Source organism: Sphingomonas sp. BK036 (assembly GCF_004216825.1).
Taxonomy (GTDB): domain Bacteria; phylum Pseudomonadota; class Alphaproteobacteria; order Sphingomonadales; family Sphingomonadaceae; genus Sphingomonas.
This window is the reverse complement of the sequence record NZ_SGXR01000005.1, coordinates 666,810-680,385: the sequence shown is the minus strand read 5'-3', so window position 1 is coordinate 680,385 and position 13,576 is coordinate 666,810. Positions and strand designations below refer to the sequence as shown.

Annotated in this window: 18 protein-coding genes; 12 read left to right on the top strand and 6 right to left on the bottom strand. The window is 68.2% G+C overall.

From position 1 onward, the window contains the following. Nucleotides 1-63 precede the first annotated feature (63 nt). Both EV283_RS13175 and EV283_RS13170 read left to right on the top strand, forming a co-directional pair. Nucleotides 64-543, top strand: coding sequence for a hypothetical protein (locus tag EV283_RS13175; protein ID WP_207223127.1), 480 nt, complete (start codon nucleotides 64-66; stop codon nucleotides 541-543). Between the two features lie 59 nt (nucleotides 544-602). Continuing rightward, nucleotides 603-1,766: a helix-turn-helix transcriptional regulator gene (locus tag EV283_RS13170; RefSeq protein WP_130325995.1), complete on the top strand. Its 1,164-nt coding sequence runs from the start codon at nucleotides 603-605 to the stop codon at nucleotides 1,764-1,766. Here the strand turns inward: EV283_RS13170 and EV283_RS13165 are convergent. Genes EV283_RS13165 through EV283_RS13150 form a run of 4 tightly spaced genes read right to left on the bottom strand, consistent with a single transcriptional unit; the run spans nucleotide 1,763 to nucleotide 4,339 of the window. Further along, nucleotides 1,763-2,368 carry a hypothetical protein gene (locus EV283_RS13165; protein WP_130325993.1) on the bottom strand — a complete coding sequence of 202 codons (606 nt, stop codon included), beginning with the start codon at nucleotides 2,366-2,368 and terminating at the stop codon, nucleotides 1,763-1,765. The genes EV283_RS13170 and EV283_RS13165 overlap by 4 nt on opposite strands. Continuing rightward, nucleotides 2,365-2,787: a hypothetical protein gene (locus EV283_RS13160; protein ID WP_130325991.1), complete on the bottom strand. Its 423-nt coding sequence runs from the start codon at nucleotides 2,785-2,787 to the stop codon at nucleotides 2,365-2,367. The genes EV283_RS13165 and EV283_RS13160 overlap by 4 nt, the downstream gene beginning before the upstream one ends. Further along, entirely contained in the window at nucleotides 2,784-3,794 is a 1,011-nt protein-coding gene (gene fliM / locus EV283_RS13155; protein ID WP_130325989.1) for a flagellar motor switch protein FliM, read from the bottom strand. The genes EV283_RS13160 and fliM overlap by 4 nt, the downstream gene beginning before the upstream one ends. Beyond that, nucleotides 3,791-4,339: a flagellar basal body-associated FliL family protein gene (locus EV283_RS13150; RefSeq protein WP_207223126.1), complete on the bottom strand. Its 549-nt coding sequence runs from the start codon at nucleotides 4,337-4,339 to the stop codon at nucleotides 3,791-3,793. Before EV283_RS13150 ends, fliM begins: the two co-directional genes overlap by 4 nt. A gap of 138 nt (nucleotides 4,340-4,477) precedes the next feature. Between EV283_RS13150 and EV283_RS13145 the strand changes: the two genes are divergently transcribed. The 9 genes from EV283_RS13145 to EV283_RS13105 all read left to right on the top strand — a co-directional run bounded on the left by EV283_RS13145 (nucleotide 4,478) and on the right by EV283_RS13105 (nucleotide 10,531). After that, complete coding sequence (locus EV283_RS13145; RefSeq protein ID WP_130325987.1) at nucleotides 4,478-5,221, top strand: flagellar hook-basal body complex protein; 744 nt, start codon at nucleotides 4,478-4,480, stop codon at nucleotides 5,219-5,221. Nucleotides 5,222-5,257: 36 nt separating this feature from the next. Then, nucleotides 5,258-6,040: a flagellar basal-body rod protein FlgG gene (gene flgG, locus EV283_RS13140; protein ID WP_130325985.1), complete on the top strand. Its 783-nt coding sequence runs from the start codon at nucleotides 5,258-5,260 to the stop codon at nucleotides 6,038-6,040. 1 nt (nucleotide 6,041) lies between these two features. Next, entirely contained in the window at nucleotides 6,042-6,506 is a 465-nt protein-coding gene (gene flgA, locus EV283_RS13135) for a flagellar basal body P-ring formation chaperone FlgA (protein WP_130325983.1), read from the top strand. Nucleotides 6,507-6,525: 19 nt separating this feature from the next. After that, nucleotides 6,526-7,287, top strand: coding sequence for a flagellar basal body L-ring protein FlgH (gene flgH, locus EV283_RS13130; protein ID WP_130325981.1), 762 nt, complete (start codon nucleotides 6,526-6,528; stop codon nucleotides 7,285-7,287). 175 nt (nucleotides 7,288-7,462) lie between these two features. Further along, complete coding sequence (locus EV283_RS13125; RefSeq protein ID WP_130325979.1) at nucleotides 7,463-8,314, top strand: flagellin; 852 nt, start codon at nucleotides 7,463-7,465, stop codon at nucleotides 8,312-8,314. A 136-nt stretch (nucleotides 8,315-8,450) separates the two neighbouring features. Then, nucleotides 8,451-8,855 (top strand): hypothetical protein, encoded by a 405-nt coding sequence (locus EV283_RS13120; protein WP_130325977.1) that lies wholly within the window; start codon nucleotides 8,451-8,453, stop codon nucleotides 8,853-8,855. 138 nt (nucleotides 8,856-8,993) lie between these two features. Next, entirely contained in the window at nucleotides 8,994-9,395 is a 402-nt protein-coding gene (locus EV283_RS13115; RefSeq protein ID WP_130325975.1) for a hypothetical protein, read from the top strand. 205 nt (nucleotides 9,396-9,600) lie between these two features. Then, nucleotides 9,601-10,170 (top strand): division/cell wall cluster transcriptional repressor MraZ, encoded by a 570-nt coding sequence (locus EV283_RS13110; protein WP_130325973.1) that lies wholly within the window; start codon nucleotides 9,601-9,603, stop codon nucleotides 10,168-10,170. 1 nt (nucleotide 10,171) lies between these two features. Then, complete coding sequence (locus EV283_RS13105) at nucleotides 10,172-10,531, top strand: hypothetical protein (RefSeq protein WP_130325971.1); 360 nt, start codon at nucleotides 10,172-10,174, stop codon at nucleotides 10,529-10,531. Between the two features lie 6 nt (nucleotides 10,532-10,537). Here the strand turns inward: EV283_RS13105 and EV283_RS13100 are convergent, their stop codons facing one another. Together EV283_RS13100 and EV283_RS13095 are read right to left on the bottom strand one after the other, a co-directional pair. Continuing rightward, the gene (locus tag EV283_RS13100) at nucleotides 10,538-11,218 is read right to left on the bottom strand and encodes a flagellar hook capping FlgD N-terminal domain-containing protein (protein ID WP_130325969.1); all 681 of its coding nucleotides are present in this window, start codon (nucleotides 11,216-11,218) and stop codon (nucleotides 10,538-10,540) included. 11 nt (nucleotides 11,219-11,229) lie between these two features. Then, nucleotides 11,230-12,921 carry a flagellar hook-length control protein FliK gene (locus tag EV283_RS13095; RefSeq protein WP_130325967.1) on the bottom strand — a complete coding sequence of 564 codons (1,692 nt, stop codon included), beginning with the start codon at nucleotides 12,919-12,921 and terminating at the stop codon, nucleotides 11,230-11,232. Nucleotides 12,922-13,189: 268 nt separating this feature from the next. Between EV283_RS13095 and EV283_RS13090 the strand changes: the two genes are divergently transcribed. Next, a complete protein-coding gene (locus tag EV283_RS13090; protein WP_130325965.1) occupies nucleotides 13,190-13,546 on the top strand; it encodes a hypothetical protein in 357 nt (118 codons plus the stop codon). Nucleotides 13,547-13,576: the final 30 nt, after the last annotated feature.

Sequence of the window (13,576 nt, the reverse complement as noted above, 5' to 3'; positions counted from 1 at the left end):
CGCGACCATAGACCCCCGACTTGGCCCGTGGAGCTGCCGGGCGAGACCGCAACTCTGGTCGACATGGCGCGTGCCATCGCCGCGCATGCAGGGCCGGTACTGTCGCCGAGCGGTTCGACGCTGTTAACGCTGAGCGCGACGACGCCTGCCGGCGTGGACCCAGGCCGGATCGACCTTGCCTGCTGGGACGGGCGAACGCCCGTATCGGCGCCCTGGTGTTCGCTGGCGATCGGGGGTGGCAACTGCGATCCAGCACTCGCTGCGCTCGAACAGTCAGGGAAGGTGCTACTGGCCGGGCTGCTGCCGCGCTGGCCGGCCAATGCCCGGCCGCCCTCGATCGGGATCGTCACCGATGGCCACGGCGTCGCGTTTTCGCCCGACCATCCATCGCCGGGCAGCGCCGGCTGGCTCGGATGGCAGCTCGGTGGCGCCTGCGCGGTGACCACGCTGCTGCCGTTCGCGCCGACGAGCCGCTGGGCCCGCCTGACCGCGCCCGACGATCAGAATACGCTTAATGGACTATTATTGTTTAACCGCCATTGATCCTATATGGCGCGCGGATGCGGGGATGCGCATCACCGCCTGGCATCGCGAAGGATCGAATGGCTCGTACCCGCACCAACAAGACACCGATCGTGCTGGACCAGGCCGCACCGCGCACAGCGGCGCCGATCGTCCTGGATCCGTTTCGCGCCGTGATCTTTCCCAACCGGATCCGTGAGCTGCGCCGCGCCAACGGCTTGCCGAAGCTGATGGCGCTGAGCGACCGCCTGCCCGACATCCCCTATATCCGCCTCTCCAAGATCGAGCGTGGCGAAGTGGTCGCGCGCGCGGACGAAGTGCGGACGATTGCCGCCGCGCTCGACACCACGCCGGCGGCGTTGCTGGTCGACGTCGAGGCACCGGGGTTCGACATCGCGGTCTGGGCGCAGCCGTTTCAGGACGGACGCCCCGTGGCGATCGACGAGGAGCGTGTCGCGGTCATGCTCGCTGCCGCGCTGCGGATGCTGCGCGGTAACGATCGCGCGCTGACCATTTCCGTCCTCGACACCGAATACGGCCTGCCGCCGGTGATCCTGTCGCGGCTGGAAAATGCGCACAAGACGCTCGATCGCTGGAATGCGGCGACCGTCGCGGCGCTGTGTCGCCTGTTCGACGTCGCGGACGAGGCGGCCTTGCGCAAGCATATCGACGGCCTCTACCGGCGCGGCGAACTGGACGGGCAGGTCGGACGCATCGCCGATCCGCAGATCCGTATCGCCCGCACGCGAGAGCGCAACGCGGCGCTGATGCAGGAACTCGAATCCCCGCCGGAACGCCCCCGCAAGCGCACCGGCACGACCGCGGCGAAGGCGAAGCGGCCCGCGCGCCCTGCCGCTGCGGCCGAGACGGCAGCCGCCGCGCGTACGCTCCCGGTTTACGGCACGGCATTGCCGGGCGGGCTGATCGCCGGAACCAGCGTCGACGCGGTGATCGATGCGCCGAAGCTCGCAGGACCGCGCGCGTTCGGTTTGCGTGTCTGCCGCGCGACGCTCGGCGCGGGGCTGCCTGCGAGTGCGACCGTTATCGTCGATCCCGATCGCCCGCCCATCGTCGGCGGCCTCGCCGCGATCCGCGTCGATGACGGCTTTCGCCTGCTGACCGTCGCCTGCGATCGCTCGGGCGCGACGATGGGCTACAGCGTCACGCCCGATATCGCGATCGCACTCGACGATCTCGACCCGGCACTAATCCACGCGGTCATCGCGGCGACCTTCCCGGTTTAACGCCCCGCCGTCTGCATCGCGGGGCCGGGGATAGGGGCCGCGGCAGGAACGGCGGCGGCGGGCTTGGGAACCGGCGGCACGACCCGCCGCCTGGGCGTCTTGCGCGCCAGCGACATGCTCAGATCGGCCGCACCCGCCGGGGTCATCGCCGCGAGGATCATCGCGGTCGATCGCTGGCGCATCCGCTGCGCGACTTGCATCTGCACGTCCATGTCGAGCTGTTCGAGCACCAAGGCGGCCCTGGCGGGCTTCATCGCCTGATAGATGCGCGCGAGATCGTCATATTGCGCATTGGGTGCGATGGCCTTGTCGCCCGGCGCGGCAGAGGCCGCCGCGGCGGCAGCGGCTGCCGTCTCCTGCTGGCGCGCGCGCGCATTGGCCTTGATGCGTTCCTCGGCCGCGCGCGCCACCTGTTCGCGCAGGCTCAGCGCACGGTTGCGTGCGGCCCCCGACTGGTCGCGCTTGGCGAGATCCTGGTTGATCGCGGTCCCCAGCCGGGTCTGCGGCAGATCGGACGCGGGCGCGGCGGCGATCGCGTTGGCGACCGTCGACAGGGTCGCGACCGCCGCCATCACCATCAGCAACGAGGGACGGCCGCTCATGCCGACGCCTCCGCTTCGCTCGCCACGACGCTGGTCGCGCTATCGGCCGGCTTGCTGCGCGCCCGAGGCTTGGGCTTCGGCTTGGAAGCGGGTTTTGGCGGCGGCGTGGTCTTGCCGACCGCCTCGACGATCCGCTCGGCGACCGCATCGGCGATCCCCGCCATCACGGTCAGCTCCTCGCGCATCGCGGTACCGCTGGCGATGACGCGCGCATTGGCCGCGCAATCGACCCGCAACGTCTCGCGCAGGTCCGCCAGGACATTGCGCGCCTCGCTCGTCGCGGTGTCGAGCGCCACGACCATCTCGGCGAAATTCTCGCCCTTCACGTCTTTCAGGCACCGCATCAGCCTGATGCTCTGGATGAGCACGGCGGTGCAGAACAGCATCGTCATGATGTTGGTGACGGTGGAAAAGCTCATCGTGGACCCCCCTGGGACACGTCGGTCAGCAACCTGACCGCGATATTGTTGTGGCGTTGGCCGATCTGCGCGCGGCCCAGCGTGATCCCGCCCGACTTGATCTCCAGCGGGTCGTCGGGCGCGACGTTGAACTCGATGGTCTGCCCGACCGTCATCGTGCGCACATCGTCGAGCCGCATCACCTTCTCGCCGAGCACGACGTCGACCGGCACCGCGGTCTGCCGCATCTCGTGCGCCATATGGTCTTCCCAGATGCTGCCGCGGCCGATCTTCTGCCCCATGAACCGCTGGAGCAGCTTCTGGCGCACCGGTTCGAGCGTCGCGTTGGGCAGCAGGACGCTGAACTTGCCGCCCCGGCCCTCCATGTCGACACGGAAGGTCGCGACGGCGGCAATGTTGGTCGGCCCCGCGATCGCGGCAAAGCGCGGGTTCGTCTCGATGCGTTCGAGGACCAGCCCGACCCGGTCGATCGGCGCGAACGCGGCCGACAGGTCGGCGAGCGCGAGCGTGAGCATCTTGGAGACCAAGGTCGTCTCGATCGTGGTGAAGGCACGCCCCTCGATCCGCATCGGCCCCCCGCCGCGTCGGCCGCCGAGCAGCGCATCGACGACCGCGTAGATCAGGCTCGATTCGACCGTGATGACGCCGTAATTCTCCCATTCGGGCACGTTGAAGACGCCGATCATCGACGGCAGCGCGAGCCGCCCCATGAAGTCGCCGAACCGGATCGAGGTCAGTTCGTCGAGGCTGACGTCGATCGAGTCCGAGGTCAGGTTGCGCATGCTGGTGGCGAAGCTGCGCACCATGTGTTCGCAGACGACTTCAAGCATCGGCAGGCGTTCGTGGCTGATGACCCGCGACTCGATGACCGCCTTCAGGCCGCTTTTCTTGGTGACCGGCGCGCTGCCGCCGAACAGCGCATCGATGCTCGCCTGATCGAACGCATCGCCGTCGCCCATCTCCAGGCTCGGCGCCGGGAGGTCGAACTCCATGAAGTCGTCGGTCATTGCTGGATCAGGTCCTGGATAAGGATGTCCTTGATGACGTGCGGGCCCATCGCCCCGGTCGCGCGCACCAGCATCTCCTCCTTGATACGAAAGACCGCGGCCGATCCGGCCAGGTCCTCGGGCCGCAACTCGCGCAGGAACGGCTGTAACGCATCGATGATAAGCGGCAGCTTGCCCTTGATCTCCTCGCTCTTGGCCGCGGAGACGGGAACGATGGTGAAGCGGATCTTGAGGAACCGCGCGGCGCCATCCGCGCCGCGCAGGTTCACCACCATGCCCGGCACCTCGACATAGGTCTCGCCGGCCTCCTCATGGCCTTCGCCGCCGCCAGCTTCAGGCTCCGCCGCCGCCTCCGCGTTCGCTTCCTGGTCGGCAGGTGCTGAGGGCATCAGGAAGAAGGCCGCGCCGCCGCCGACCAGCACGAGCAACAGGACGGCGGCGGCGATGATCTTGGCACGCTTGCCGAACCGGGGCGGCTTGGTCGCCGACCCGCTGTCAATGTTCGCGTCGGCGGTTTCGGCGTCCTTGAGCTCGGGTGCTGACACTGGAGGTCCTTTCGATCCGGCATGCGGTCGGCGCAAATCGCCCGCGGCGCGCCGTTCGCTGGTTTCCCGTCTATTATAGGAGGGTGAGGCGGCAACTTCTGCCTAGTGCCCCCATGATTAGCGCCGGAGCGAAGACGAATGGATATCTCCTCCTATGTTCTGCTGAGCCATGAGCAGGCGCTGCAGCGCAGGCTGGATGTGACCGCCAACAACATGGCCAATACGAGCACGGTCGGCTTCAAGCGCGAAAAGCCGGTCTTCCACGAATATGTCGAACAGTCGGGCGATGCGGCGGTGCCGACTGCGCGCGCGACGTCGTACGTGCTCGATTACGGCGCGATCCACGATACCGGGATGGGCGCGTTCCAGCCGACCGGCAATCCGATGGACGTGATGATCGAGGGGCCGGGCTATCTCAACGTCGCGACCCCCGACGGCGGCACCGGCTATACGCGCGCGGGCTTCGTCAAGGTGCTGCCCTCGGGCGATCTGGCGACTGCGGGGGGCGAGCGGCTGCTCGATCCGGCGGGCAAGCCGATCACCGTGCCGCCCGACCAGCTCGCCACGCTCAGCATCGCGTCGGACGGATCGATCATGGGCGCGTCGGGGCCGCTCGGGCGGCTCGCGGTGACGGTGTTCGCCGACGAGACGAGCGTCTCGCCGCGCGGCGACGGCATGATGGCGGGCAGCGGCGGCCGCATCCTCGCCGCGACCGAGGTCACGCTCACCACGGGCGGCGTCGAGGGCTCGAACGTCCAGCCGATCGTCGAGACCAGCGCGATGATCGACATCCTGCGCTCCTATCAGTCGAGCCAGCGCATGACGCAGGCGATGGACGACATGCGCAAGTCCGCGATCGAGCGTCTTGGCCGAGTGGCCTGATCCTATTTTCCGACACTATTCCAGAAAGGCTTATCCATGCGTTCGCTCTCGATCGCCTCGACCGGCATGCTGGCCCAGCAGACCAATGTCGACGTCATCTCCAACAACATCGCCAACATGAGCACGACCGCGTTCAAGCGGCAGCGCGCCGAGTTCCAGGATCTGCTCTACCAGCAGGTCTCGCGCGCGGGCGCCGCCTCTGGCAGCGATTCCAAGCTGCCGACGGGGATCCAGATCGGCGCGGGCGTGAAGACCGGCGGGGTCTATCGGATCGCCGAACAGGGCGCGCTGTCACAGACCGACAATCCTTATGACATGGCGATCCAGGGCAAGGGCTATTTCCAGATCACGATGCCCGACGGCACCACCGGCTACACGCGCGACGGCTCGTTCCAGCTGTCCGACCAAGGCGAGCTGGTTACCGCCGATGGTTATCCGGTACAGCCCGGGATCACCGTGCCGCAGGGCGCGGTCGCGGTGACGGTGTCCAAGACGGGCGAGGTCCAGATCACGCTCGCGGGCACGCCCGCGCCGCAGACGATCGGCCAGCTCCAACTCGCGACCTTCGTCAACGAGGCGGGGCTCGAGGCGCTCGGCGGCAACAACTTCCTCGAGACCGCGGCCTCGGGCCAGGCGACGATCGCGAGCCCCGGCGAACCCGGCTTCGGCACGCTGACGCAAGGGTTCATCGAGCAGTCGAACGTCAATCCGGTCAGCGAGATCACCGCGCTCATCACCGCGCAGCGCGCCTATGAGATGAACAGCCGGGTCGTGAAGACCGCGGACGAGATGCTGGCCACCACCAGCCAGTTGCGCTGACATGGCCCGGTTGACCCTGCTGGCCATAACAGGCCTCGCGCTGTTCGCAGCGCCCGCCACAGCGCAGAGCGTCACGCCGTCCGAGACGGTCGCCGCGCCGGTGCTCGATCATCCGGTGGCGAAGGGCGACCTCCTCGCGGCGGGCGATTTCGTCACGCAGGACGTGCCCGCGGGGCAGGCGCGCACGCTCCCGCGGCTCAAGGATATCGTCGGCATGGAGGCGGCGCGCGCGCTCCAGGCGGGGGCGATGGTCCGCACCTCCGACGTGATCCGCCCGCAGCTCGTCCGGCGCGGCGAACCCGTCACGATCGCGCTGCGCCAGGGCGGGCTGTCGATCACGACCGCCGGCCGCGCGCTGGGCAATGGCGCGGCGGGCGAATTCGTCCGCATCGTCAGCCTGTCGACCAACCGCACGCTCGACAGCGTGGTCGAGGCGACCGGGCTGGTCCGCGTCGCCGCGCAGTGATCTCGAACGGGGTATCGCCATGACGAAACATGCAACGCTACTGCTGGTCGCGACCGCGCTTTCGGGCTGCGGCACGGTCGGTCATCTCAAGGCGATCGGCAAGGCTCCGAAGATGTCGCCCGCCGAAGAGATCGCCTCGCCCGCGATCGAGCCGTCGATCGGGCTCCAGGGTGCGGCCTATCGCACGGGCAGCGCGTACCCGCCGGTCGCGCCGCCACCGCCGAGCGCCTCGCTGTTCCGCACCGGCAGCGGCGCGTTCTTCCGCGATCAGCGCGCCGGGCGCGTCGGCGACATCCTGACCGTCCGGATCAACATCGCCGACAAGGCCGCGGTCGACAACACCACGTCGCGCTCACGAGGCGGCACCGAAAAGGCCGGGGTCGCGGCCTTGCTCGGGGTGCAGGCGCCGCTTGCCAAACTGCTGCCCGGCTCGGTCGATCCGGCCAAGCTGATCGACACGGGCTCCACCTCGCAGTCGAACGGCGCGGGCAATACGAGCCGCAGCGAGACGATCAACATGACGATCGCTGCGACCGTGGTGGGGGTGATGCCCAACGGCAATTTGATGATCCGCGGCAAGCAGGAGGTGCGCGTCAATTTCGAGCTGCGCGAGCTCGTCGTCTCGGGGCTGGTCCGGCCCGAGGACATCGCGCGCGACAACAGCATCCGCCACAGCCAGATCGCCGAGGCGCGGATCAGTTATGGCGGCCGCGGCCAGCTGACCGACGCGCAACAGGCACGCTGGGGCCAGCAGATCTACGACGCGCTGTTTCCGTTCTGACGCCGGGCCAGCGTGGTTAGCGCGGTTTAACCATCAATAAACTGACCGAAACGGTTTGGTCATCCCATATTTCTTTCCACAATAAAGGGCGGGCCGGACACTTCCCGGCCCCGCCGGGGACCAGCGCTTCTGGTCCAGGTCGCAGAAGCGGCCTTCAATCCAAGAAGGAACGATCATGGGCTTTTCGGTAAATACGAACAACGGCGCAATGGCGGCTCTCCAGAGCCTGACCGCGACCAGCAAGTCCCTCAGCACGACCTCGAGCCGCATCACCACCGGCATGAACGTCGCGTCGACCAAGGACAACTCGGCCGCCTATACGACGGCGCAGAGCCTCCGCAGCGATCTGGGTGGCCTGCAGTCGGTGTCGTCCTCGCTGTCGCGCGCCAAGAGCGTGACGGACGTGGCCGTCGCCGGTGCCGAGCAGATCTCCGACATCGTGAACCAGATGAAGGCCAAGGCCTATCAGGCTTCGGATACCGGTGTGGATCAGGCAGCACGTGATGGCATCAACGCGGATTTCACCGCGTTGCGTGACCAGATCACTACGGTCGTCAATGCATCGTCGTTCAACGGGACCAACCTGTTGAAGGCCAGCGGCGGGACGGTTTCCGCGCTCCAGTCGCTGAACGATACGGGTGCCGCGGCCGGCTGGCAGGCCGACACGTTGTCGGTTGCCAACCAGGGTCTCGACCTTGGCGGTTCGGTCATCACCGTCGCCGCGAGCGGCAACATCAGCACCGCTGCGGCTGCGGCCACGATGGTCGACACGCTGACCACCACGCAGACCAACCTGGCGACGTCGTTGCAGACGCTGGGTTCGGCGTCGCGCAACATCGACGCACAGTCGGCGTTCACGAGCAAGCTGTCCGATGCGATCGAATCCGGCATCGGCAACCTCGTCGATGCGGACCTGGCCAAGGAATCGGCGAAGCTTCAGGCACTTCAGGTCAAGCAGCAGCTTGGCGTGCAGGCACTGTCGATCGCCAACCAGGCACCGCAGACGATCACCTCGCTGTTCCGGTAACTCCCGGTACGCTCCCCCAACGGGGTGATCGAAGGAAGGCCGGGATGGGTTCATCCCGGCCTTTTTCGTCTGACGGCGGCACAGGCCTGGCGGATGTCGCCGGCCGCACCCGCCGCTTGCTAGCGAGGACCCGACGGTGTTTCCCAGGATCCGTGAGATTACCGACGCCTTTGGCGCCCGGCTGCGCGTCAGCATCGAGGCGCAGCCGACCGGGGCGCTGGTCGTGTTCGACCGGCCCGATCGCACCGGCTATCCGCGCGCGGTGCTCGATGGTTACGGGGCCGAGGTGCTGTGCGGCTACATCATCGCCGCGCGGCTCGCGCTGCCCAACGCACTGCCCGACGAGATCGTCGACGGGCCGTTCGCCGCGCGCTTCAGCCTGGCATTCGAGGACAAGGTCGCGGTGGCGATGGTCGGCAAGCGCGGTGGCGATCGGTTCGACCTGCCGGCGCCGTTCTGGGACCGGCTCTATGCCGAACTGTGCGTCATCATCGCGCACGCCCGCGAACTGACGCGCCGCGCCGCCGGGCGCGTCCATTGATGCGCACGGCAGGGGGCAGGCCTAGGGACATTCCCTTACTCCCGTCGGGCCGCGGGATGATGCATGGGGACTCCGTACGCACGGCCACGACCGCGCGGACGGGCAAAGCAGCGTGGACTTTGATCAGGAGACACGGACATGATGGCAGCATCGCACCCGCAGCCCGAATACCGCGTGACGCTGACGCTCGCGGTCGCCGATCCCTATGCGCTATGGACGATGGCGGCGGCCCGGCTGATCACGTCGTCGTCGATGACCGCGCAGGACGTCGTCGACGTGATCGGGCCGCGCGACGATCCCTCGGTCGCGGATTGCATCGCCGCCATGGCGCGGCCGGAGCCGATCGCCGGCTGCGTCTTCGACGATTTCTGGGTCGATGGCCTGCGAGAACGCGGCCCGGGCAGCGACGTCAATACCGTCACGCGCGTCAGGCTGGTCGCAACGGCGACGCCGCCGGTGCGGCGCGCGGCAAAGCGCCGCCATATCGTTCGCGCAGTCTGCAAAAACGCACCGCCCGTCGAGACGCTCAATCCCGGCTGACCCGCGCCGTTTCGACGCTCTGCACCGACCACCCCGATCCGGCATCGCAAGGTACCGGGTCGGGGTTTTCGTCGTGCGCGAAGACGTCGCCAAGACGAACTGCATCCAAATCCGATACGTAGAACTACGTCAGGGAAATTCCTAAGTCGCTCTCTCGCTACGATGCAATTAACCATAATGGCGTGGGGGATGAGGGAGAGCAGCAGTGAGCGAACTCTATATCGGGAGTGGGATATCGAAGGTGTCGAAGCGGGGTGAAATCACGCTGCCACCGACGTTCCGCCGTACCGCACGGGCACGCGCGGATTCACCCACTGCGTTCCTGCTGCTCGATCGCCACGAGACCGATCATTGTCTCGTCGCCTCCGACCGGCTGTATCACGACGACGCGAAGACGGCGAACATCGTCCAGGCGGATCTCGATGACGCCGCGCTCGACGTCGCCGCACGCCGCCGCTTCGGATTTGCGGTGGAGGCCGAACTGCCGATGCATGGCCGCATGATCCTGCCACCGCTGGCGCGCGGCCTGCTCGGGATCAACGACAGCGTCCTGATGGTCGCGATCGGGCATCGATTCCAGATCTGGGATGTCGAATTCGTGCTGGAATGGGGCCCGGCGGATCTCGTCGCGCTCGTCCATCTTCACCTCAGCGTGCTTCATCGAGCGGGAGACCATCATGAGCGTCTTATGTCGTATCGTCGGCCACCACATCGTGTCCCCGGCCCCGCCAAATCAGAGGCTGGAGTTCGGCCGCTGCTGCCGCTGTCATCGTGACATGATGCGCTCGGTGCGCGATGCGCCGGGCAGCTGGATCGAAGTACCCAGCCGGTCGCGCGTCCGCTGGGGCGAATTCGATCCCGACCAGCCCGCGCCGCGATATCTGCGCGCTGCCTATGACCGCGTCCGCGCCACCGGCCGGTGGTACGCGTCCGCCTCCCGCGCCGCGATGTACACGTCGCGCGCGGTGGTCGGCGAGGGGGGGGACGCGATCGCCACGCGGATGCACGGCTGGATCGCGCCGGCGCATTCAAGCGACGCTAGCGGGCGGCGGCGGCGTCGGTCGCGGATCAACGTCATCTTTGCGATGCAGCGCAACATGATCCATCTCGAATGTCAGCGCGCGTTGGCGCAGTGAGGCGGCTCAGGCGCCGGTGGCGGCCAGCCGCACCAGCGCGGTCATCGGCATCGGCACGCCGTTGACGCCGAGCGACACCACGCCGCCGCTAGCGTTCACGGCGTCGACCACGCCGGTGCTCGTGATCGTCGTTGCAACGCTGGCACCCGACGCGTCGACCGCGCTCAGCGCCAGCGTATAGGCGCCGGCTGCGGCCTTGCCGCCGTTCGCCAGCGTGCCGTCCCATGCATACGCGCCGCTCGTCTTCGACACGTCGAGCGGCGCGGTGAAGACGGTCTTTCCGCCCACATCGCGGATCGTGACCGTGCCGGATGCCATCGTGCGGTCCGCTGCATACTGCCAGCTCGCGGGCTTCGCGCCGAGACCGGAGACGGCCGAGTCGAACACCGCATCGCGGCCAATGAACTGCGCCGCCTGGCCGATAGTCTGGTTGGAGAGGTTGGCGAGGATGTCCTTCAGCGTGCTGTTCTGCTGCACGCTCTGCTCGACCTGCGAATATTGCACGAGCTGCTGCGTATATTGCGTGCTGTCCATCGGGCTCAAAGGATCCTGGTTCTGCATCTGCGTGGTGAGCAGCTTGAGGAACATGTTGAAATCGGTGGTCGTCGATTTGGCGCCGGGCGACGACGTCGACGACAGGATCTGTTGCAGCGACGAGGTCGTCGGATCGGTGGAAATGCTCGCCATGCTCGGGTTCCTTAGGCCATGAGGTCGTAACGGCCGCCGAGGCGGACCTGTCGATAGGGAAGGGGATCGTCCGCGACGCCCCGATCGGCGGTGGACCGGTCGGTGGCGCGATCGCCCGACAGCCAAGGGTTGCGCGGCTGCCCGCCAGCGTTGCCGCTGCCGTTGCCATCGGTCTGGAAACGCAGGCTCTGCCCGTCGTTGCGGATACCCGCGTCGTTCAGCGCACGGGAAAGATCGGCACTGTCGCGGCGCAACATGTCGAGCGCCACCGGACTATCCGCCGCGATCACCGCGCGCAGCCCGCCCTGGTCGTCGAACGCCATCCGCACCTCGATCCGGCCGAGCGCGACAGGCTCCAGCCGGACCACGACCTCCTGCTCGCCAGCCGAAAGCCGGTGGACGATCGCCACGCCCATGTCCTGCCCGATGCGGCCGGGCTGCGCGATCGCAACGGGCACGTCCGCAACTGCCTGTCTGGCCACGAGGGGCGGTGCCATCGCGCGCGACGGCGCGCCCGCGGCCGATACCGGATCGGCAGGCTGTGGCGCGACAAACGCGTCAGGTCGGATTTTCGCCATGTGATCGGACCCCGCGTCGGCGAGCGCCACGCCCTTCGCCTTCGGCTTGGCCGTCCGCACCGCGTCGAGGTCCTGCGCGCGCACATCCGGCGCAGCCCGATCGCCCACTTCGCGGGGGCCATCCGGCCGGCGAGCACCGACCGGGTTCGACGGCGCCGCAAAGGGGCGCGACGCCGTCGATGACGAATCCCTCGCCGGCGCGATCGACCGCGACGCGCGCGCATCGTTCGACCCCTCCGGCTGCTGGGAAACCACAACCGGCGCCACCGCAGCCGGCCCAATCCACGAAACCCGAACCGTCCCCGCCGACGCCATCGCAAGGTCGACGCGCTCAAGCGCTGTCGGCATCGCAGCCGGCTCGACGACATCTGTAGGCGCAACGGGCTCTGCGGACTCGGCAGACTTCATCGGTTCGGCAGGCCCAATCCCCGGCGGCATCACGCTGTCTGCCGCAACACCGCCCACCGATGCTCGTGCGAACGACGTCGGCTCGGCAGCATCTTCAGCCACTTGCGGTGGCGCTACCGACGCGCGCTGCGCCGGGCGGGGCGGGGCGGGCTGCGCTCCCCGCAATGGTATCGCAGCGTCATCAGCAACACCGCGATCCGCCAAGGCAACCGGCCCAGCGACGACAGCCGGTCGCGCTTCAAGGATCGGTCCCACCGGAACGACCTGCGCTGCGAGCGTGCTCGGCAGCACCGAGGCCCGAGCGCCGACATCGAGCGTTTCGTCCGGAACCGAACGCGGACCGCCCGCGCGGCTGCGCACCGCCGCGCCCCCGACTGCGTCGACGGGATAAGCCCGCGTCACGGGCCGTCCGCTCTCGACCGAAGCAGGGCCGCGCGACGGAGCTTCGGCGATCTGGAGCTGCAACGCCTCCGTTAGTATCTGCGCACCCCGTGCAGGCTCGGGCGGCGTCGATGGCGCCTCGGCAGGCTGCACCATTGGCGGAGCCGCGGCTAACGGCGAAGCGTCCGGTGCTGCGACGACGCGGGGGCGTGGCGCTTCTGGTACGGACGGACGCAGGTTCGGCATGGCCTCGACGCCGACCGGGGAAGGAACCGACACGACCGGCTGCGGCAGAACCGGTGGTGGCCCCGGATCGAGAACCGTCGCGGTCGACATGGCTAGCACCGCTCCATTCGCTGGGCCAACGTTCGTTGCGGGGCTCGCGTCGTTTTCGACGGACACGTCCACGATCGCCCGATCGTCTGCGCGAAGTTTCGGCGGATGCGACATATCTGTCGACCCTGGAGCTACCCGGTGCGCTGGCGCGGACGGCACGGTCTGCGCGACGCCAATGCCGGGCCCACCCTCAGCGCGTTCACGGATCGCAGGCTTCTCGAACGGCAGCGAGGGCCGCGACACCTGGGTCCGGGCGCGGGGTGATGCGGTGGAATCCGCCACCGGGGGCTGGTCCGGTGCCGCGGCGATCCCGGCATCGACCACGGGCGGCAGCTCCGGCATCATCGGCCCGATCACCGGTCCGTCGACCCGCATCGTGGACGAGGTCGGGCGCCGGGCCATTCTCGGCGCAGGCGTGGCGTCGGGCACAATGTCGGGCGCCACTGAGGCAATCGCATCGATCGTCGAGTCCGCAGAATCGGCCCGCAGCGGCTCGACTGCGGCATCGTCCGAAACCACCGCCACCGGCGTGGCCGGTGCGATAGAGATGGGGGTGGGCGCGGGGGCAGCGCCCGACGGGGCTGTCGGCGGCGGAGCGGATGCGGGCGCCGCGGTGTCCGGTTGAGCCGTCTTCGTGGAAGCCCGCTTCGGCGCG